The organism is Corynebacterium alimapuense, assembly GCF_003716585.1.
Lineage (GTDB): Bacteria > Actinomycetota > Actinomycetes > Mycobacteriales > Mycobacteriaceae > Corynebacterium > Corynebacterium alimapuense.
The window spans coordinates 334,555-354,359 of record NZ_PTJO01000005.1; the positions used below are offsets into that span (position 1 = coordinate 334,555).

A 19,805-nucleotide genomic window follows, 5' to 3' on the forward strand; every position below is an offset into this window, starting at 1 on the left:
ACACGACGATGCCCCGCTGCCACATGGCAACGGGGCATCAACTAAACCGAATTTCTATTTAGCCCTTGAAACGCGGGAAGGCAGAGCTGCCGGCGAACACAGCTGCGTCGCCGAGTTCCTGCTCAATGCGCAGCAACTGGTTGTACTTGGCCACACGCTCGGAACGAGCCGGGGCACCGGTCTTGATCTGGCCACAGCTCAAAGCAACAGCCAGGTCGGCGATGGTGGTGTCCTCGGTTTCACCGGAACGGTGGGACATCATCGTGCGGTAGCCGTTGTGATGAGCCAGTGCGACAGCATCGAAGGTCTCGGTGAGGGTACCGATCTGGTTGACCTTGACCAGCAGAGCGTTAGCAGCTGCCTCGTCAATGCCCTTCTGCAGACGCGTCGGGTTGGTGACGAAGAAGTCGTCGCCGACGATCTGGACCTTGTCGCCGATAGCGGCGGTCAGAGCGACATAGCCCTCCCAGTCATCTTCCTGCAGCGGATCCTCAATGGAGACGATCGGGTACTCATCGACGAGCTCCGCGTAAACGGTAGCCATCTCTTCAGCGGTGCGCTCTCCACCTTCGAAGTGGTACTTGCCATCCTTGAAGAACTCAGAGGATGCAACGTCCAGGGCCAGAGCAACATCCTTGCCCGGGGTGAAGCCAGCCTTCTTGATGGCCTCAACGATCAGATCCAGAGCAGCCTTGGTGGAGTCGACGGAAGGAGCGAACCCGCCCTCATCGCCGAGGCCGGTGGACAGACCCTTTTCCTTCAGGACGGACTTAAGGGTGTGGTAAACCTCAGCGCCAGTGCGCAGGGCCTCAGAGAAGGACTCCGCACCGATGGGGGCAATCATGAATTCCTGGACATCCACACCGGAATCGGCGTGAGCGCCACCGTTGAGGATGTTCATCATCGGAACCGGAAGCAGGTGAGCGTTGGGGCCGCCGATGTAGCGGTAAAGCGGCAGGTTTGCCGACTCCGCAGCAGCGCGAGCCACAGCCATCGAAACACCAAGAATGGCGTTGGCGCCCAGACGGGACTTGTTCTCGGTGCCGTCGAGGGCGATCATGGCCTGATCGATCAGGCGCTGGTCGTCGGCTTCGAAGCCAGCGAGCTCATCAGCGATTTCCTCGTTGACGAACTCGACTGCCTGCAGAACGCCTTTGCCCTGGTAACGGTCTCCACCGTCACGCAGTTCATGTGCCTCGTGGATGCCGGTAGAAGCACCTGAGGGAACGCCTGCGGTGCCGATCGAACCATCGTCGAGCACGACGCCCGCCTCGACAGTGGGGTTACCGCGAGAATCCATGATCTCTCGGGCGAAAACGTGAATGATGTCAGCCACTTGTGGCCTCCTGTTGCCATCTCGTGTGTGGTCGTCTTATTAACCAAGATTACGCGCCGTCGATCTCCCTTACGGGCACTTAGCACGCCTCCTTGCTCAATTGTTCCAGAAAACTACCGGGCACGCTCCCCAGAGATGGTGTGAGAATGCCCGTTTGTGTGATGTTTCACTGGACCGGCTGACCAAGCGCATAGGAGGCGGCCGCATCTCGGACTTTAATGAGGTAGTCGGTAGAACGGTTATAGGAATAAATAGCCGCAGACCAATCTTCCGGCAGCGAAAGATCACGATTATCAGAGCACAAAAGGTTCGCTGCGCCCAGCGCAGCATCGTCGATCTGATGGGGATCTGGAACACCATCGCCGTTGGCATCTAGGCCATATCGTTCCCAGGATTCAGGAATGAACTGCATGGGACCGACTGCCCGATCATATTCAGCGTCCCCATCGAGCAGACCGCCTTCAGTATCAAGAATCTCTGCTACCCCGGGGCTACCATCGAGCGCAATCCCGATAATCTTCGGTTCCGCAAAACCTTCTTCATTGATCTCACTGCGGTTGAAATAGTCCCCTGAGTAGGTGCCATGACGGGTCTCTACCCAGCCGATTCCGGCCAGAGTATTCCACCGCAGATTACATTCCGGCCACGCATCCCGAGCAATTAATTCGGCGTTGGCGTAAGCGCGTAAAGCCGGCTCAGGAATGCCAGTCTGTTCGGCGATCGGTTCTGCCCAAAAACTCAGTTTATCGCTGGTACGACCCTCCGCATGGACATCAATGCCAGGCACCTCAGCTCCAGCAGCTGGCGGAACATTGTCTGGCACTGGCTGCAGCTGACGAATCGGATTGGAAAAATCAAGTAGCGACAGTGCCCAGCCCACCAGCGAGATAACCATGATCACAGCCAGGACTACCCCTAATCCACAGCCCATGGTCTTTCGCGTTCCGTCGCTCATGGCGTTCGATCGTACCGTGTCCTACGCAGTACTCCGCATTCCCTAGTCGCCCCACCGACCAACGCTATATTCACTGTAAAATATCAGCTTATTCCATGAAAATGTTAAGGTAGACTTCTGCTTAAATCTGAAGCCCTCCATTTACAATTAACTGGGTTAAGGCGATGTTCCTGTCGCTTTCCCCTTCGAAAGGCATTACACCTATGAAGCTCCGTCGCACCGTAGCCACCGCTGCTGCATCCCTCATGGCCGTCGCCGCTCTCGCTCCCGCCGCCTCTGCATCCACTTCCTCTGATGATCTCAATCTCAACCTCGATATCAACTGGGAATGCGCTGCTCTGGGGCTTGTCCTGGACCAGTTCGACCTGCTCAACGACGGCACCACCTACAGCCAGTTGATTGACAACATCAACAACAGCGTGGATTCAACTCTCGCTGGTGTCGCAGCCATTCCGGTTGCAGACCGTGCGCTTGCTTGTGGCCTCATTTCCGAAGACCCGCTGCTCTCCGGAGGTAGCTCCCAGGCCATCCAGGGCTTGAGCTCGGGCTCCAGCCTAGGATCTAGCACTTTGGGGCTACCCGAGATCAGCCCTAACTCGAGCCTAGGCTCGGTTGTTGATCTGCTCTCCGGCTCCAGCCTGCTGGGTCTGAGCTCCGGCGTCAGCTTCGGTTCCACCCTCAGCTCTGATCCGCTCACCAGCTCTGAGATGAGCGACTATGCAGATCTCGTCTCCGACTCCAGCTTGAGCTCCGAGTAATTCACTGCCCCCGGGGTAACTGGCGCTCTTGCGCCTTACCCTGGGCCCACAGCCTTTCTTGCTCTGCTTCCGGCACCATCTGATTGGTGCCGTCGAATAGATAGGGCGAACGAATCCGCAGCTTGTTGACAAAAGATCCCGCTACGTCCGTGAAGTCGAAGCCACCGCGACGCGATGCGATCTCAGCGTGGAAAAACACCTGCAAGAGCACATCACCAAGCTCACCTAGCAGAGCTTGTTCATCACCATCGCGCTCCCAGTCGACTACCGCATCAGCGAATTCCTGGGATTCTTCGGCCAGATAAGGCAGCAATGAGCGGTGCGTCTGCGCTGATTCCCACTCCCCGATGGATCTGGCCCGCGACATTATCTTCACAGCCTCACGCACTGGATCTTGCCGCGAAGGCGCCTCGATAAGCTGCTCGCCGGCATGAAGTCGATTAATAACCTGCGGATCATCTTCATTAGTGCTCACCAAGACACCTGGGCCTTGTGGCGAGACCAGCTCATCAAAGTTCCATCGAACCCGCACGGGCACCTCATCAGTAAATGCGATGGGGCCGGAAAGCGCGTTGAACGCCTCCATGGGGATAAGCGTGGGCCAGCGGTCGTCGAGAAGCAGGACAGTCATGGTCTACATCCTAAAGTGATTGCTCCCGCTGGGGGTGTACTACGCCTAAGGTAAACGCGTGACTATGACCCGTACCCACACCGTGACCATGTGGACCCTAGTAGCCCTGATCATCGGATCCACCGTCGGTTCGGGCATCTTCTCGCTGCCGCAGAATGCCGCCTCAGCAGCAGGACCCGGCGCGAGCTTGATCGCTTGGGTGATCTCGGGCGTCGGCATGCTCTCGATCGCCTTTGTCTTCCAAATCCTGGCGGTGCGCAAACCGCACTTAGAATCCGGAGTATATTCCTACGTCCGGGCGGGCCTAGGTGACTACATCGGTTTCACCTCTGGCTGGGGATATTGGTTAGGTTCAGTGATCGCCCAGGTGGGCTATGCCACCCTGTTTTTCTCCACCTTGGGCCACTACGTACCGTTGTTCTCACCGGATAATCAGTTCATCACTATGATCGCTGCATCGGCGATGACTTGGCTGATTTTTGCTGTGCTCTCCCGGGGAATCCGACAGGCCGCCTTCATGAATGCGGTGACTACGGTGGCCAAGTTGTTGCCCATCGCAGCGTTCATCCTATTAGTGGCCTTCTTAGGCTTCAGCTGGGAGCGATTCACCCTCGATTTTTGGAACACCAATGGCTCGACCGGCTCGATCTTCGAACAAGTCCGGGGCGTGATGCTGTTTACCGTGTGGGTATTTATCGGGGTGGAGGGAGCATCGGTTTATTCCAAGCAGGCTCGTTCGCGTCAAGATGTCGGCCGAGCCACCATCATTGGTTTCCTCGCTGTGCTCTTCCTGTTGGTGAGCGTCTCCACGCTCTCCTACGGTGTCCTTACCCAGGAGGAGTTGGCAGCACTCCCCAATAACTCGATGGGCGCGGTGTTAGAAGCAGTCGTCGGACCTTGGGGTGGTGCCTTTATTTCACTGGGTCTATGCCTATCTGTTCTCGGCGCCTATGTCTCTTGGCAGATGCTCTGCGCCGAGCCGGTCATGCTCATGGCCGTCGATGGTCTACTTCCCAAAAAGCTCGGTGCCACCAACACCAATGGATCGCCTTGGGCCGCGCAGCTGATCTCCACTGTGGTCATTCAACTGACCATCATCATCTTCTTTTTCAGCGAAACCGCTTATATCTCAATGGTCCAGCTGGCCACTGTGCTCTACCTAGTTCCCTACTTGTTCTCTGCGCTTTATCTGGTGTTGTTGACCATCCGCGGTCGCGGGATCACTCACCCCCAGGCTGGTACTCACTTCGATGATTCTGGGCCGGAGATGTCCCAGTCCGACAACCGCCGACATCTTCCCGTGGCCATGCTTGCTTTGGTCTATTCCTGCTGGTTGTTCTATGCCGCGGATCTGACTTTCGTCCTATTTGGGGCACTCGCGGTCGCTCCCGGACTCATCCCCTATGTCTGGACCCGTCTCAAGGCCGGGCAACGTGCCTTCAATTCCTTTGAATGGGTCATCGTCGTGATCATTCTCGCGGCCTCTGTCTTTGCGCTCTGGGGCCTGTCTCAAGGCACGTTGAGCCTCTAAAGATCTATTCGACGCTGCCCCAGTCCCTCGAATCCATCGCTATCTGGGATACTAGGGCCATTATCCACGCCCCCAAGGAGTGCACCGTGTCACAGTTCCTCTCCCCGCTGACTTCCCCGTTGCTCAACAAACTGGTCGACGGCCCCGGTGGTTGGTCCGGCATTGAAGCAGACGCCACCTGGGCAGCTGAGATCAAACGCCTAGCCGCCGAGCGCAACGCTGTCATCTTGGCCCACAATTATCAGCTGCCAGAGATCCAGGACATCGCCGATTACACCGGCGATTCCCTCGGTCTGTCTCGAATCGCCGCTGAGACCGATGCCGATGTCATCATCTTCTGCGGAGTCCACTTCATGGCTGAATCAGCCAAGATCCTTTCTCCCGAAAAGACCGTCCTCATCCCCGACGAGCGCGCTGGCTGTTCGCTGGCAGATTCAATCACCGCCGAGCAGCTGAAGGAATGGAAACTCGAGCACCCCGATGCTTTGGTGGTCAGCTATGTCAACACCACCGCTGAGGTGAAAGCACTCACCGATGTCTGCTGCACATCTTCCAATGCCGTTGATGTGGTGGCATCCCTGCCCGCTGATCGCGAGATCCTCTTTTGCCCCGATCAGTTCCTTGGCGCACACGTCAAGCGAGAAACCGGTCGGGACAATATCTACATCTGGGCTGGCGAATGCCACGTCCACGCTGGTATTAGCGGCCCAGAGCTGACGCGCCAAGCCGAGCAGCACCCAGAGGCAGATCTCTATATCCACCCAGAGTGCGGTTGTGCCAACTCCGCGATCTACCTGGCCGGCGAAGGACTGGTCGCAGCAGATCGAGTACATATGCTCTCCACCGGGCAAATGCTCGACGCAGCCGAGAAATCCACCTCAGGTTCAGTACTGGTGGCCACCGAGATCGGTATGCTCCACCAGCTGCGCAAGGCCGCCCCAGCGGTGGACTTTCAACCGGTCAACAGCCGGGCGTCGTGTAGCTACATGAAGATGATCACCCCTTCTGCCCTGCTGCGTTGCCTAGCGATGGGTGCAGATCAAGTCGATGTTCCCACCGATACGGCCAGCGCAGCTCGCGCCTCCCTCGAGCGAATGATCGCCATTGGTCAGCCCGGCGGCGGGGAGTAGCCCCCGCCGGCCCCGGTGGGGCTATTCGCTGAAGCTGAGCACGGAGGATGCCTTCGCCGGATTCTTTCCTCCGGTGACATCTAGAGTGTCTACGTCGAACATCTTCGATAGGAAGTCCGCCACCCATTGCAACAGCTCCACATCGCGAAGCTTCGGGTCGGTGATATTGCGCCCGGCTTTAGGAAATGGCAGCTGAATGGCCTTGGCCGCAGCCCGGTAGTTAGACCCAGGGAACAGTCGTTTCAGGCGCACCTGCTTCGAATCGGGCAGATCGACTGGGTGGACCTTGATCCGAGTTCCCTGCACGATGATGTCGGCCACCCCGGCGCGCCGGGATTGATGGCGCAGACGAGCCACCGCGAGCAACCTGGAGACTTCTTTGGGCACCGGGCCATAGCGGTCTTCCATTTCTTCGACCGCTAGCTGCAGGTCCGTTTCAGTCGTCGAGGAAGCCAGCTTGCGATAGACCTCCAGGCGCAGGCGCTCGGAATTGATATAGCTTTCCGGGATATGGGCATCAACGGGAAGGTCGATGCGGATCTCCTTCGGGCCGGTATCGGTGGCATCAAGTACTTCGCCCTTGGCCATGGCCTTGAACGTCTCCACGGCTTCGCCTACTAGACGTACATAAAGATCAAAGCCAACGCCTGCGATGTGTCCGGATTGTTCACCGCCGAGGACGTTGCCAGCGCCACGCATCTCTAGATCCTTCATGGCCACGGCCATGCCAGCGCCGAGATCATTGTTCTGGGCGATGGTGGCCAGGCGATCATAAGAATTCTCGGTCAGGGTCGCGCCCTTGGGATGAAGGAAGTAGGCATAGCCACGCTCACGAGAACGACCGACTCGACCGCGCAACTGGTGTAGCTGCGAGAGTCCCATGTGGTGGGCATTTTCCACGATCAAGGTGTTGGCATTGGAGATATCTAAGCCGGTTTCTACGATCGTGGTGCACACGAGGACGTCATATTCGCGGTCCCAGAACCCTTGGACAGTCTGCTCCAGCACTTCCTCTGACATCTGGCCGTGGGCAATAACGATGCGCGCCTCTGGTACTAGTTCTCGGAGCTCCCGGGCTTTCTTTTCGATATCGGCGACTTTGTTGTGGATGAAAAAGACCTGGCCATCTCGCAAAAGTTCGCGGCGGATAGCAGCAGCAACCTGCTTTTCTTCTTGTCCTCCGACATAGGTCAGCACTGGGTGCCGGTCCTCCGGCGGGGTGAGAATAGTAGTCATCTCTCGGATCCCGGCCATCGACATCTCCAGGGTGCGTGGAATCGGGGTGGCTGACATGGTCAGCACATCAACCGCGGTACGCAACGCCTTGATGTGTTCTTTGTGTTCGACGCCGAAGCGTTGTTCTTCATCGACAATGACCAGCCCTAGGTCTTTCCACGACACTGCTGTCTGCAGGAGCCGGTGGGTGCCGACAACAATGTCGATCGAACCATCCGACAGCCCCTTCAACGTCTCCTTGGACTCTTTGGCAGAAGTAAACCTGGAGAGTCCCCGAATGGTGACCGGGAATCCCATCATCCGCTCAGCGAAGGTGGATAGGTGCTGCTGCGCGAGCAGCGTGGTCGGCACCAAAATTGCCACCTGGCGGCCATCTTGAACTGCTTTAAAGGCAGCTCGGACGGCGACCTCGGTCTTGCCATAACCCACATCACCGACAATGACTCGGTCCATAGGGACGGGCTTTTCCATATCCTCCTTGATCGCCTCAATGGCCAGCATCTGGTCCTCGGTCTCGACGAAGGGGAAATTGTCCTCCATCTCCCGCTGCCAGGGACTATCGGGGGCAAACGCGTGGCCCGGCGCGGCTTGGCGCTTGGCATAGAGTTCAACGAGCTCGCCGGCGATTTCCCGGACCGCTGCGCGGGCTTTCTTTTTGGTGTTTTTCCAATCCGACCCACCCATCTTCGACAAGGTGGGTTTTTCACCACCGGAATATTTGCTCAACATGTCGAGTGAATCCATCGGCACCCACAGCTGGTCGGCTGGCTGCCCACGTTTTGCTGCCGCGTATTCCAAGACGATGTACTCGCGCCGGCTGGTCTCATCGCCAGCGTTGATGGTGCGCTCAGCCATCTTGAGGAAACGGCCAATGCCGTGGGTTTCATGAACCACGAAATCACCGGTCTGCAACGCCAGTGGATCGACCTTATTGCGGCGCCTAGCCGGGCGGCGTTTAGCACCAGCAATATCGCCAACGCGGTTGCCCGTCAGGTCGGTCTCGGTAATCACGACCAAGGGCATGGCTGCGGCATCACGATGTTTGCGCACCTTGGGGAAAACCACACCAGCGTGGCTGAATGCTTGGTAGAGGGTGACTTCTCCTGGGGAAGGCTCCCATCCTGGGGTGGCTACTCTGGCGGGAATTCCCTTTTCTGCGAAGCGATCAACCATGCGCTTGATCGCGCCTTGAGCAGGCGCTAAGAAGGCGGCACGGCCGCCAGCAGTGGTATGCGCCAAGAGCAACGACATCATCTCGTCGATAGCGGCGGCGTCGCCACGCGGGGTGGGACCAGATTCAAAGTCGAGCGGAAGAGTGTCTGCTTCAGAGGCTTCGAACATGCCGGGTGGAGCGAAGGTCCACCAGCTCTGACCAGCGTTGCGGACCCCTGTCTCGAGGGATTCATAGGAGCGGTAGGACGAGCCTTCCAGATCCAGGCCCTCCGCGGCGACCGGACCGGAAGCTCCCATTGCCGCGGCTTCCCAACCAGCCGCGAGGAATTCCGCATCGGTGGCGGCCAAATCCGCAATGCGGGTACGGATCTTTCCCGGGGCGATGATCACCACATGAGTGTTGGCAGGCATCAGTTCGGCGAGTGTGCACATCGGGGTGTCCACGAGTGCCGGAATCAACGCCTCCATGCCATCGGCGGGGATAGACGAGGAGATCTTGCTCAGCAATTCCACCAAGGTGGCATTGCCGGGATGTTCAAGCGCGAGTTCTTCCGCTCGGTGCGCAATAGCCTCGGTGATTGGCAGCTCGCGGGCTGGATAGATATCGACGCTGTCGATCTCGGCGTCGGGAATCGTGCGCTGATCAGCCACCGCGAAGGGACGAATATCAGTAACTTCATCGCCCCAAAACTCCACGCGGACAGGATGATCATGGGTGGTGGGAAAAATATCGAGGATTCCACCACGGGTAGCAAACTCGCCGCGCCGGGCCACCATGTCCACATGGGAATAGGCGCGAAACACCAAGTCCTGGGTTACCTGGGCAAATTCGTATTCGTTGCCCTGCACCAAATGAACTGGTTCGCGTCCCTCAGCAGATTCCAGCAGCGGCTGGCAAAAACCACGAGCTGCGGTAACTACTACCTGGATGCGATCGAGCTCATTGAGCACTTTCGCCCGTTGGCCGATGATGTCAGCACCTGGGCTGAGACGCTCATGAGGCAGCGTCTCCCACGAGGGAAAAAGCGCCACCTTATCGCCGAGCATGGCACGAAGTTCAGCCGAAAGATCCTCGGCCTCACGGCCAGTGGCGGTGACCACCAATACCGGAGCATGATGGGCCAGCGTGCCCAACATCCACGGACGAGCTTGGTCGATACCTGTCAGATGCAGGTAGGACTCGCCGAGGTGACTGATCATCCCCTTGAGCTTCGGATCCGTTGCCGCCACTTTAAGTAGCCCGGCGAGTGCTGCCGGAGCCGTGGAACTTTTTTCCGCCACTACTTCTCCCCTGTCATAGTCTCGATGACCTTATCGGAAAGTACTGGATTAGGTTTCATGCCCGCGAGACCGTTCCACGACAGGTTGACGATGTGCGCGGCCACAACCTCTTTAGCCGGCTCTCGTTCATCCAACCACCACTGCGCGGTGGTGGAAACCATGCCTACGAGGGCCTGGCCGTAGAGGATCGCCATATCTGGGTCGAGGCCCTGGCGTTGTAGGGAGTTTCCCAAAATATGGGACACCTGCCCGACCGCGGTGTTGAGCAACGTGGAATAGGACTGATCTTTTCCGGGAACTGAATCCCGGACCAAGATGCGGAAACCATCGGTCTCATCCTCGACATAAGTAAGCAATGCGATGACCGCTTGCTCGATGCGTGCACGGGAGCGTCCCTTCGACAGGGATGAGGTGATGATCTTTTCTAGGGTGATCATCTCTCGGTCCACCACTACTGCGTAGAGGCCTTCCTTGCCGCCGAAGTGCTCATAGACCACCGGTTTTGATACTCCCGCGCGTTGAGCGATCTCCTCCACGCTGGAACCTTCAAAGCCTCGCTCCGCAAAAACGGTGCGTCCAATTGAAATAAGCTGTTCCCGCCGCTGCCTGCCGGTCATCCGCTGTCGAGCCATGTTGCCCAGCCTATATGGACCGCCGTTAGTTCTCTGGGACTGGTATCCGCTACTATATGTCTGCGAGCAATTCACAGTTCCCTGTGGTGTAATCGGCAACACTCTGGTTTTTGGTACCAGCATTTCAGGTTCGAGTCCTGGCAGGGAAGCAATAGCAGTGTTATCGGCGCATTTTGTGCCTGGTTTACCTAGTTCAGTTAGCTCATCGCGGCAGCTAGTTCCGCGTGATAGCGCGCGGTGGTCTCTGGATGTGCGCGCAGACGCGACTTCAAAGTGTTGCGGCCAGAGATATCGAAAATCTCCTGATCATTGAGATCAATTCCTTTACCTGGCGCTTGTTGCGCGAGTTCTGCGGGCAATTCCAGATGCGGGAATCGGGCGTCAAGGTTCGGGGTAAGGAAAAACGGGATGGAATAGCGCGAGGTCCCCGGCGCGGAGGGCAACACTCGGTGAGCAGTGGATACCAGGTAGCCATCAGTAGCGGCTTCCAGCAGCTCGCCGATGTTGACTACGAAATGATCTGCGATCGGTTCGACGTCAATCCACTCGCCTTCGTGGCGTACCTGTAATCCGCTGGAGCCTTCTTCTGGCAGCAGCAAGGTCAACACTCCCGCGTCATGGTGCGCGCCCACTCCTTGGCCTGGCCCGCCGGCTTCGGGCGCCGGGTAGTGCGCCAGTTTCATCATCGGGTGCGGGTGAGTGAAGATTTCGTCGAAATAGTCCGGCGCTTGATCCAAAGACTCGGCCCAAGCCCGCAAGAGATCCAACCCAATATCGGAAAGCTGGGCCAACCAAGAGTCGATGAGCTCTTTCATCTGCGGGATCGCGCTAGGCCAAGGATTCGGTCCTTCGAGCACTCGCCAAGGATGAGTATCTAAGCCCTCGGTCAATGCCGGTCGATCCGCGCCATAGTCGATCTGTTCGCGCCAGTCTGTTTTACCTTGGGTGCGCTCATCGCCGAGTTCTGAGTACCCGCGGTAGTGCGGATTATTGAGGTTGGAAATTTCTTCCTTGGCCTCCTGCGGCAGCGCGAAGAACTCATGGGCGGTAACAAACATTTCTTCCTGGAGCTGTCGGGAGACTCCGTGATCGGCGAGGTAGAAGAAGCCAATCTCATGAGTGACCTGGCGCAGTTTAGCGATTTCTTCAGCACGACCTGGGCCATTGATCAGTCGATCAAGGGAGATAATCGGCAGCGTGGGATCTTGGTGAGACATGTGGGCTCTTTTCCATAAGTGAAACTAGACAGCTTTGTCCATTTACTATAGGTCCTTTGCTCTCTCCTCGCCGATATTTATATTCGCCACAGCAGTACTACGCTCGACTAATCTCCCCACTATCCCCTCGCCAGAAAGCAACCGTTGAGTAGCGCTACCAAGCCATTCGAAGAACACAACGCCCGCCGGTTTATCTGGGCTAACGGGCTCCAAGGCGTCGGCGATCAAATCGTCGCTGCCAAAACCGTCCTACCCTGGCTGCTCCAAGCGGCTGGCACCCCAGGCTTTTTCATCGCACTTTTAGTTCCGATCCGGGAGTCAGGCTCGATGCTCCCCCAGGCGGCATTGACGCCGTGGATAACCACCCAGCCATCGCGCAAAACCATCTGGGTAGCCGGCAGCATCGGCCAAGCCATCACCGCCGCCTTGATCGCCGTATCCGCCTTGCTTTTCGACGCCGCCGTCCTCGGCGTAGCTGTAGTCCTCCTGCTCGCTCTTCTCGCGTTTTCCCGTTCCCTGTGTTCCATCGCTTCCAAAGATGTTCAGGGCCGGACTATTTCCAAAGGTCGCCGAGGTTTGATTACTGGCCGGGCAACTGCGGTAGGTGGGGCCGTAGCTTTATTCGTGGGCCTATTCCTTGAGTGGGTCGGGTCAGATATTCCCGTCTGGATCTTGGCCTGCCTGATCTTTTTGGCAGCAGCAGCATGGGCGGTGGCTGCAATCGTGTTCTCCACTATTAAAGAACCAGAATCTCAAGTTAAAACCCAAGGCGTGCGCCGAGGATGGTGGTCAGATACGTGGGGACTTTTTGCACAGGACCGTGACTTTCGCACCTTCGTCATTGTCCGATCACTGTTGCTCGTAACCGCGCTATCGACGTCCTTCATCGTGATTCTTAGTCATGAGATCGATTCTGGGATCACCGGGCTGGGAGCATTTCTCATTGCCTCCGGACTAGCTGCGGTCCTGGGTGGGCGAATCTCCGGGATCTGGTCGGACTCCTCATCCCGAACAGTAATGAGCCTTGGCGCTCTCGTGGGTTCCTTGACGGTTTTGGCGCTGGTGGCCGCGGCGGACTGGCTATCACCAGAGATCAACGCCTGGGTATTCCCTCTTGGCTTCTTCCTAGTCAACCTTGCCCATACGGCCGTGCGGGTGGCACGGAAGACCTATCTGGTTGATATGGCTGAAGGTGATAATCGCACCCGCTACGTCGGCGCCGCGAACACCATCATCGGAATTGTTCTCTTGGCACTGGGAGTGGTCTCAGGCGCAGTAGCACAATTAAGCTCCTCGGCCGCCCTGATCTTTCTCTCAGTAGTCGGCTTAATCGGCGTCGCTGCTGCCACTCGACTGAGGGAGGTCTCTGCCTCGCCGGCTTAAGCGACGATATGCTGGAACCAACGTCTGTGCCCACAACCTAGGAGATCTCTAACGTGCCCAACTTCACCGATTGTGCCGTCATCGTGCTTGCTGCCGGGGCGGGTACCCGCATGAAGTCCACCAAGCAGAAGACCCTCCACGACATCGGTGGGCGCACTTTGCTCTCCCATGCCCTCCACGCAGCCGCAGGCATAAACCCTCAACATATCGTCGCGGTCGTTGGCCACCAACGCGAACAGGTCTCCCCTGCCGTGGACGCTGTGGCAGCTGAGCTGGGGCTAACTCTCCACCAAGCAATCCAGGAAGAGCAAAATGGCACTGGCCACGCCGTTTTGTGTGGGTTGGAGCCACTCCCCGACTTCGACGGGACCGTCATTGTCACCAATGGTGATGTGCCACTGTTGACCCCAGGCACGCTCAATGAGCTCTTCGCTGCACATACCGCCGCTGAAGCTGCCGTCACGGTATTGAGCATGCAGCTGCCGGATCCGACTGGCTATGGCCGAATCGTGCGAGATGACTCCGATCAGGTCACAGCGATCGTCGAGCAAAAAGACGCCGATGAGGCCACCCTGGACATCGATGAGGTCAACTCCGGCGTCTTCGCCTTTGACGGCCAAGTTTTACGCGAGGCACTCAGCCAGCTCAACCCAGATAATGCCCAGGGCGAGCTCTATCTCACCGATGTCTTGGCAATCGCGCGCGCAGCAGGCCATGCGGTTCGCGCCCACCAGGCCCCCGACGCTAAGGAATTGGCTGGAGTCAATGACCGCGTTCAATTAGCTGCAGCTGGCCGTGAACTCAACCGCCGCACGGTCGAGTCCGCTATGCGGGGCGGGGCCACCATCATCGACCCAGCCACGACCTTTATTGGTGTGGATGTGACCATCGGCCAGGACGTAACTATCCACCCGAACACCCAGCTTTGGGGCTCAACTGCCATCGACGATGGCGCCATCATCGGCCCGGATACCACCCTGACGGATATGACCATCGGACACAACGCTTCTGTGATCCGCACTCAAGGCGAACGCTCGACTATCGGCGATAACGCCACCGTCGGGCCGTTTACCTACATCCGCCCCAATACCGTGGTCGGTGCCCATGGCAAGCTCGGCGGGTTCGTCGAAGCTAAGAATGCTCAGATCGGCAGAGGATCCAAGGTTCCGCACCTGAGCTATATCGGAGACGCTGTAGTCGGGGAAGAATCTAATATCGGGGCGTCCTCCGTTTTCGTCAACTATGACGGGGTAAATAAGCATCAGACTGTTATCGGATCGCATGTCCGCACCGGTTCTGACACCATGTTTATCGCTCCGGTGACCGTAGGTGATGGAGCATACTCTGGGGCGGGTACAGTGATTCGTGAGGACGTCCCCCCGGGAGCCCTCGTCGTCTCCGGCGGCCCACAACGCAATATTGAAGGTTGGGTCGAGAAGAAACGACCGGGGACCCCGGCCGCAGAAGCGGCTCGACGGTCCCGGGAGAACAAAGCGACCACCGACGCAAATAACCAGGAAGGTTAAGCGGCACATAATGACTGCCCACTGGACTGAGAGCCACAAGAATCTGATGCTGTTTTCCGGGCGCGCGCACCCGGAATTGGGCGAGGCAGTAGCCAAGGAACTCGGCTACGATCTCACCCCCACCACCGCTCGTGATTTCGCCAATGGCGAGATTTTCATCCGCTTCGAAGAATCGGTACGAGGTGCGGACTGTTTCGTTATTCAGTCCCACACTCAGCCACTGAACAAATGGCTGATGGAACAGCTGATCATGATCGATGCGCTCAAGCGTGGCTCCGCCAAGCGCATCACCGCGATCCTGCCGTTCTACCCCTACGCACGCCAGGATAAAAAGCACCGCGGACGCGAGCCGATTTCTGCTCGCCTGGTAGCCGATTTGCTCGTTGCCGCTGGTGCAGACCGCATCGTCTCGGTCGACCTGCACACCGATCAGATTCAGGGCTTCTTCGACGGCCCAGTTGATCACATGCATGCCATGCCGATCCTGACGGACTACATCAAGAACAAGTACCCGCTCAACAACCTCTGCGTGGTCTCTCCAGATGCCGGTCGCGTCAAGGTTGCTGAGAAGTGGGCCAACGTCTTCGATGGCGCCCCGATGGCTTTCGTACACAAGACCCGCAGCGTAGATGTGGCCAACGAGGTCACCGCTAACCGCGTCGTCGGTGATGTTGAGGGCAAGGACTGCATCCTGCTCGATGACATGATCGATACCGGTGGCACCATCGCCGGCGCAGTCCGTGTGCTCAAGGAAGCTGGCGCACATTCTGTCGTTATTGCTTGCACCCACGGCGTGTTCTCCGGTCCCGCTCGCGAGCGTTTGAGCGATTGTGGCGCGGAAGAGGTCATCACCACCGATACCCTGCCGCAGTCCACCGAGGGTTGGAAAAACCTTACTGTCCTCTCGATCGCCCCACTCTTGGCTAAGACCATCAGTGAGATCTTCGAGAACGGCTCAGTGACCACCCTGTTCGAGGGCGAGGCTTAAAGCCGTTTTCCGAATCAGCATCACTCGATGCCCCCGACCACTGCTCCTTAGTGGCCGGGGGCATCGGCCATAAAATGGACCTAAACTTGGCTCGGTGACCGATTCTTTCGCGCTTATCCAGACCGCACTACGTCCGCTCGCGGATCCCACCCGCGCGAAAAGTATGTCTGCCTATCTGCGCGGCCGATATGAGTTTTTAGGAATCACCACTCCTGCACGAAGAGCAGCGGTGTCTCCTATTTTGCGCACGTTACGTGCCGCCCCAGACTGGAATGTAGTGACCAACTGCTGGGCCGCCCCAGAGCGCGAATACTGCTACGTAGCTTGTGATCATCTACAACAGGTTCCACTGCAAAATTCTGATCTTCCCCGGTTAAAACGCTTAGTCATCGAGGCTGATTGGTGGGATTGCGTCGATCTCATGATCCGAAAGATCGGCTCCATCGCCACCGCTGAGGACATGCGCAACTGGGCAGCCGATGAGAATAGCTGGGTTCGGCGAGTGGCAATCCTGCATCAACTACGTCTGCGTGAGGCAACCGATCACGTCCTCTTGGCGGAGCTGATTGACATGAATCTGGGTTCCGGAGAGTTCTTCATCGATAAGGCCATCGGCTGGGCTCTGCGTGATTACTCCGGAACCAATCCTGACTGGGTCCGCGAATTCCTCGCCACCACTGAGTTATCAACGCTGTCTCGAAGACAGGCAGCCATAAAGCTCCCACCCGTCATAGAGCCAGGATCGGCAGGCCTTGGATCCTCTTAAACTGACGTGCTAAGGTATCCAGGTCTCGGCGAGGGCCCTATTTTTAGGACCGTTATCGACGCGATTGTGATTCACAAGCTTTTATTTCAGCCTGCGATGAGACTCGGCGAGGACATTTTCCTTCACTACACCAGAGTCGGTCGTAGGCCCTTTTTGTTTTCCTAGGGGCAACGGCCGTGGACATTTAATAGGAGTTTCGCCACATGGCAAAGTACCCCACCCTGACCGCTACCCTCCGCGAAGAGTTCGGCAAGGGCTTCGCCCGTCGCCTGCGTAGCGCCGGCCGCATCCCCGGCGTCATCTACTCCGGCCACACCGAGAATGTTCACTTCTCCGTGGATCGCCTCGAGTACACCGCTGTTATCCGTAACAACGGCGTCAACTCCATCATCGAGTTCGACATCGATGGCGAAAAGCACCTGACCATGGTCAAGCACATCGACCAGAACGTGCTGACCTTCAAGATTGACCACGTCGACATGCTCGCCATCAACCGCAACGAGCGCGTCGAGGTTGACGTCCCGATCCTGCTCGAAGGCGAGCCGGTCTCCGGTGCCATGGTTATCCAGGATGCCGACACCATCTACGTTGAGGCCAACGTCCTCGAAATCCCGGAAGAGATCGTCGTTTCCATCGAGGGCCTCGACTTCGATGCTCGCCTCTACGCCAGCGATGTCGTCCTGCCCGAGGATGTCACCTTGGTTGCAGATCCTGAGTCCATCGTTGTCTCCATTCACCACCCGGAGGCAGAAGAAGAGGAAGAGGCTCCGGCTGAAGAAGCAGCTGCTGAGTCCACCGAGAGCGACGAGAGCTAAAACAACTAGCTTCTCGAGCACACCCTCGCCCACGTCAGTTTTCACTGCGTGGTCGGGGGTTTTCTCGATTCATGTGGGAGACTATTCGATGTGAACGATTCCCCGCTTTTGATCGTCGGTCTGGGCAACCCCGGCCCCCAGTACGCTGCTACCCGCCACAATATTGGCGCTCTGGTGCTCGATGAACTCGCCGCCCGGACATCCCCGTGCCCTGCGCATTTGACGGTGCACAAACGATCCAACGCCGAGATCGCCGAAGCTAGGCTCAATGGCCGCCGAGTCGTGTTGGCACGTACCCGCAGCTTCATGAATCTCTCCGGGGGCCAAGTCAAAGCCCTAGCAAGCTTTTTTCGAACCTCACCGCCGGAGATCATCGTCATTCACGATGAATTGGAGCTCGATTTTGGCCAATTGCGGCTGCGTCTGGGTGGCGGCGACCACGGCCATAACGGTTTACGCTCAGTGACCAAGTCTTTGGGGACAAAGGACTATCAGCGGCTCGCAGTGGGAATTGGCCGCCCGCCTGGACGAATGAATCCAGCTGCCTTCGTGCTCAAACCCTTCAATAAACAAGAAGCTGCAGAACTACCCTTCATCTGTGATTCTGCAGCAGATGAAGTGGAAACTGCGCTAAGCCGCTCTGTATAGAGACCGTCACTGATTATGAATGTGGTGTTCAGCCTGCCAATAATCAGATTTCTGCAGTGAGTTATCGGCGTCACATAGAATTAGTGGAGTAACGCTCTAGAAGAATGCTGCCGGACTGCACTAGTGCAGTCTATTTAAAGCAATCGACATAACTTTTTCTCTACCTCGCCCATTGTCTGGGAAGAAGGACTCACAACACCATGCGTCTTGCCACCATCCGTTCCGAACAGGGCAGTTTCGCAGCCCTCGTCACCTCCGAGACCACGGCGCTCAAGATAGTCGGATACTCCAATGTCGGCGACCTGCTGCAGAATCCACAATGGCGTGAAGTAGCTGAGCACACCACTGGTGAGGAAGTGGTTTTCCGCCACAAAGACCTCGAGGCGGTCGTCCCAGCACCCAAGAAAATCATCTGTGTTGGAATGAACTACACCAACCACATCAAGGAAATGGGCAGGCAGTTACCCAGCCATCCCACCTTGTTCATCAAATTCCCGGATGCGTTGACCGGCCCCTTCGACGATATTTCTATCCCAAGCTACGCCAACTCCACGCTCGATTGGGAGGGAGAAATGGCCGTGGTCATCGGGAAGCGTGCCCGTCGAGTACTCGCCGCAGACGCCGCAGAGTACATCGCGGGTTATGCAGTGATCAATGACTACACCGTGCGTGATTACCAGTACCGCACCATGCAATGGCACCAGGGAAAATCTTTCGAGAAGACCGCTGGTTTCGGACCGTGGCTAACCACCTCGGATTCCTTCGAGTTCGGAGGTCAGCTGGCTACCTATCTCGAGGGCGAGCAGGTTCAGTCCACACCAACCGATGACTTATTGTTTAGTCCCGCGACCTTGATCGAGTATATTTCGCATATTTATCCGCTCGACCCCGGTGATGTCATCGTCACTGGTACTCCAGGCGGAGTGGGACATGCGCGTTCACCGAAGCGCTATATCGGCGATGGCGAGACCGTGAAAATTGAGATCGATGGACTAGGCTACGTGGCCAATAGGACGGTATTTGAGCAATGAGCACTTCCTTCCATGATCTAGCAATCCCCGAGCGTGTGGCGTTGGTGCGCGAAGGCAGCGCTCACTACACCGCCCAGCTGATGAACATCGACGATGCCGATTTCGGCCGAGAGACATTATTGTCTGCCTGGACTGCCGCTGAGTTGGCTGCGCATGTGGCCTATAACGCCGCGGCGCTGGACAATCTCATGCATTGGGCACACACCGGTGACAAGACTCCGATGTATGCCACACCGGAGACCAGAAACCAAGAGATCGCCTACGGAGCTACGTTGCCTCCGGTGGAGATTCGCCAGCTCCACGTCCAAACGTTGGCCAGCTTGGATCAGGCCTGGGATGAGACCTCGGATCAGGCATGGTCGAATGAAGTTATCACTGCCCAAGGTATGACCGTACCGGCAGCTATGACGGTATGGATGCGCACGCGCGAGGTATGGATCCATGCGGTCGATCTCAACGCTGGTGCCAGCTTCGCTGATATCCCTGAGATCATCTTGTCCACCTTGGTCCCAGAAATCGCCGGCAAATGGCGCGACTCAGGCCTCGGTGAGGGCCTAGTGCTGTTCAACACCGACGATGATCAACTTATCGAGGTCTCCCCCGGTCGACAGACCACGCGGGTCCAAGGCTCCTTGGCTGGATTAGCCCAGTGGGTCACCGGTCGCGGCAGCGCTGGAGTTCATACCAGCGATCGTGGAGAAGTCCCCGAGCCACCGCGTTGGCTCTAGGTTGAATAAGCTCCACCCGCGCTAAAGCGCCCGCTGTCCG

The 19,805-nt window shown here is 57.5% G+C and carries 17 protein-coding genes; 11 read left to right on the top strand and 6 right to left on the bottom strand.

The genetic code is table 11. From position 1 onward, the window contains the following. Positions 1-58 precede the first annotated feature (58 nt). Together eno and C5L39_RS08630 are read right to left on the bottom strand one after the other, a co-directional pair. The gene (gene eno / locus C5L39_RS08625; protein WP_123048474.1) at positions 59-1,336 is read right to left on the bottom strand and encodes a phosphopyruvate hydratase; all 1,278 of its coding nucleotides are present in this window, start codon (positions 1,334-1,336) and stop codon (positions 59-61) included. Positions 1,337-1,502: 166 nt separating this feature from the next. Next, a complete protein-coding gene (locus C5L39_RS08630; RefSeq protein ID WP_245974946.1) occupies positions 1,503-2,291 on the bottom strand; it encodes a lytic transglycosylase domain-containing protein in 789 nt (262 codons plus the stop codon). Between the two features lie 203 nt (positions 2,292-2,494). On the opposite strand from C5L39_RS08630, the gene C5L39_RS08635 reads away from it, so the two are divergent. After that, positions 2,495-3,049 (top strand): hypothetical protein, encoded by a 555-nt coding sequence (locus C5L39_RS08635; RefSeq protein ID WP_165858020.1) that lies wholly within the window; start codon positions 2,495-2,497, stop codon positions 3,047-3,049. 1 nt (position 3,050) lies between these two features. Here C5L39_RS08635 and C5L39_RS08640 read toward each other — a convergent pair whose 3' ends face one another. Next, positions 3,051-3,680: a MazG nucleotide pyrophosphohydrolase domain-containing protein gene (locus C5L39_RS08640; protein ID WP_123048477.1), complete on the bottom strand. Its 630-nt coding sequence runs from the start codon at positions 3,678-3,680 to the stop codon at positions 3,051-3,053. A 64-nt stretch (positions 3,681-3,744) separates the two neighbouring features. Here C5L39_RS08640 and C5L39_RS08645 point away from each other — a divergent pair, with 64 nt between their 5' ends. After that, entirely contained in the window at positions 3,745-5,211 is a 1,467-nt protein-coding gene (locus C5L39_RS08645; protein ID WP_123048478.1) for an amino acid permease, read from the top strand. An 86-nt stretch (positions 5,212-5,297) separates the two neighbouring features. Beyond that, complete coding sequence (gene nadA, locus C5L39_RS08650) at positions 5,298-6,341, top strand: quinolinate synthase NadA (protein WP_123048479.1); 1,044 nt, start codon at positions 5,298-5,300, stop codon at positions 6,339-6,341. A 21-nt stretch (positions 6,342-6,362) separates the two neighbouring features. Here the strand turns inward: nadA and mfd are convergent, their stop codons facing one another. The 3 genes from mfd to C5L39_RS08670 all read right to left on the bottom strand — a co-directional run bounded on the left by mfd (position 6,363) and on the right by C5L39_RS08670 (position 11,880). Then, the gene (gene mfd / locus C5L39_RS08655) at positions 6,363-9,950 is read right to left on the bottom strand and encodes a transcription-repair coupling factor (protein WP_123048625.1); all 3,588 of its coding nucleotides are present in this window, start codon (positions 9,948-9,950) and stop codon (positions 6,363-6,365) included. Positions 9,951-10,030: 80 nt separating this feature from the next. Beyond that, the gene (locus C5L39_RS08660) at positions 10,031-10,663 is read right to left on the bottom strand and encodes a TetR/AcrR family transcriptional regulator (protein ID WP_123048480.1); all 633 of its coding nucleotides are present in this window, start codon (positions 10,661-10,663) and stop codon (positions 10,031-10,033) included. A 197-nt stretch (positions 10,664-10,860) separates the two neighbouring features. After that, complete coding sequence (locus C5L39_RS08670) at positions 10,861-11,880, bottom strand: isopenicillin N synthase family dioxygenase (RefSeq protein WP_123048481.1); 1,020 nt, start codon at positions 11,878-11,880, stop codon at positions 10,861-10,863. A gap of 144 nt (positions 11,881-12,024) precedes the next feature. On the opposite strand from C5L39_RS08670, the gene C5L39_RS08675 reads away from it, so the two are divergent. The 8 genes from C5L39_RS08675 to C5L39_RS08710 all read left to right on the top strand — a co-directional run bounded on the left by C5L39_RS08675 (position 12,025) and on the right by C5L39_RS08710 (position 19,765). Then, complete coding sequence (locus tag C5L39_RS08675) at positions 12,025-13,263, top strand: DUF6637 family protein (RefSeq protein ID WP_123048482.1); 1,239 nt, start codon at positions 12,025-12,027, stop codon at positions 13,261-13,263. A 53-nt stretch (positions 13,264-13,316) separates the two neighbouring features. Continuing rightward, a complete protein-coding gene (gene glmU / locus C5L39_RS08680) occupies positions 13,317-14,789 on the top strand; it encodes a bifunctional UDP-N-acetylglucosamine diphosphorylase/glucosamine-1-phosphate N-acetyltransferase GlmU (RefSeq protein WP_123048483.1) in 1,473 nt (490 codons plus the stop codon). 10 nt (positions 14,790-14,799) lie between these two features. Continuing rightward, entirely contained in the window at positions 14,800-15,777 is a 978-nt protein-coding gene (locus C5L39_RS08685) for a ribose-phosphate diphosphokinase (RefSeq protein ID WP_123048484.1), read from the top strand. A gap of 94 nt (positions 15,778-15,871) precedes the next feature. Next, a complete protein-coding gene (locus C5L39_RS08690) occupies positions 15,872-16,543 on the top strand; it encodes a DNA alkylation repair protein (protein WP_123048485.1) in 672 nt (223 codons plus the stop codon). Between the two features lie 203 nt (positions 16,544-16,746). After that, entirely contained in the window at positions 16,747-17,358 is a 612-nt protein-coding gene (locus tag C5L39_RS08695; RefSeq protein ID WP_123048486.1) for a 50S ribosomal protein L25/general stress protein Ctc, read from the top strand. A 90-nt stretch (positions 17,359-17,448) separates the two neighbouring features. Continuing rightward, complete coding sequence (pth, locus tag C5L39_RS08700; protein ID WP_123048487.1) at positions 17,449-18,006, top strand: aminoacyl-tRNA hydrolase; 558 nt, start codon at positions 17,449-17,451, stop codon at positions 18,004-18,006. Between the two features lie 200 nt (positions 18,007-18,206). Next, a complete protein-coding gene (locus C5L39_RS08705) occupies positions 18,207-19,037 on the top strand; it encodes a fumarylacetoacetate hydrolase family protein (RefSeq protein WP_123048488.1) in 831 nt (276 codons plus the stop codon). Then, on the top strand, positions 19,034-19,765 hold the full coding sequence (locus C5L39_RS08710) for a maleylpyruvate isomerase family mycothiol-dependent enzyme (RefSeq protein ID WP_123048489.1): 732 nt from the start codon (positions 19,034-19,036) through the stop codon (positions 19,763-19,765). Before C5L39_RS08705 ends, C5L39_RS08710 begins: the two co-directional genes overlap by 4 nt. Positions 19,766-19,805 lie beyond the last annotated feature (40 nt).

Excerpts from the sequence above, each read along its gene's own strand:
- C5L39_RS08630 (WP_245974946.1), bottom strand. The coding sequence starts at position 2,291 with ATGAGCGACGGAACGCGAAAGACCATGGGCTGTGGATTAGGGGTAGTC.
- C5L39_RS08635 (WP_165858020.1), top strand. The coding sequence starts at position 2,495 with ATGAAGCTCCGTCGCACCGTAGCCACCGCTGCTGCATCCCTCATGGCC.
- C5L39_RS08640 (WP_123048477.1), bottom strand. The coding sequence starts at position 3,680 with ATGACTGTCCTGCTTCTCGACGACCGCTGGCCCACGCTTATCCCCATG.
- C5L39_RS08645 (WP_123048478.1), top strand. The coding sequence starts at position 3,745 with ATGACCCGTACCCACACCGTGACCATGTGGACCCTAGTAGCCCTGATC.
- mfd (WP_123048625.1), bottom strand. The coding sequence starts at position 9,950 with ATGATCAGTCACCTCGGCGAGTCCTACCTGCATCTGACAGGTATCGAC.
- C5L39_RS08660 (WP_123048480.1), bottom strand. The coding sequence starts at position 10,663 with ATGGCTCGACAGCGGATGACCGGCAGGCAGCGGCGGGAACAGCTTATT.
- C5L39_RS08670 (WP_123048481.1), bottom strand. The coding sequence starts at position 11,880 with ATGTCTCACCAAGATCCCACGCTGCCGATTATCTCCCTTGATCGACTG.
- C5L39_RS08685 (WP_123048484.1), top strand. The coding sequence starts at position 14,800 with ATGACTGCCCACTGGACTGAGAGCCACAAGAATCTGATGCTGTTTTCC.
- C5L39_RS08695 (WP_123048486.1), top strand. The coding sequence starts at position 16,747 with ATGGCAAAGTACCCCACCCTGACCGCTACCCTCCGCGAAGAGTTCGGC.
- C5L39_RS08705 (WP_123048488.1), top strand. The coding sequence starts at position 18,207 with ATGCGTCTTGCCACCATCCGTTCCGAACAGGGCAGTTTCGCAGCCCTC.
- C5L39_RS08710 (WP_123048489.1), top strand. The coding sequence starts at position 19,034 with ATGAGCACTTCCTTCCATGATCTAGCAATCCCCGAGCGTGTGGCGTTG.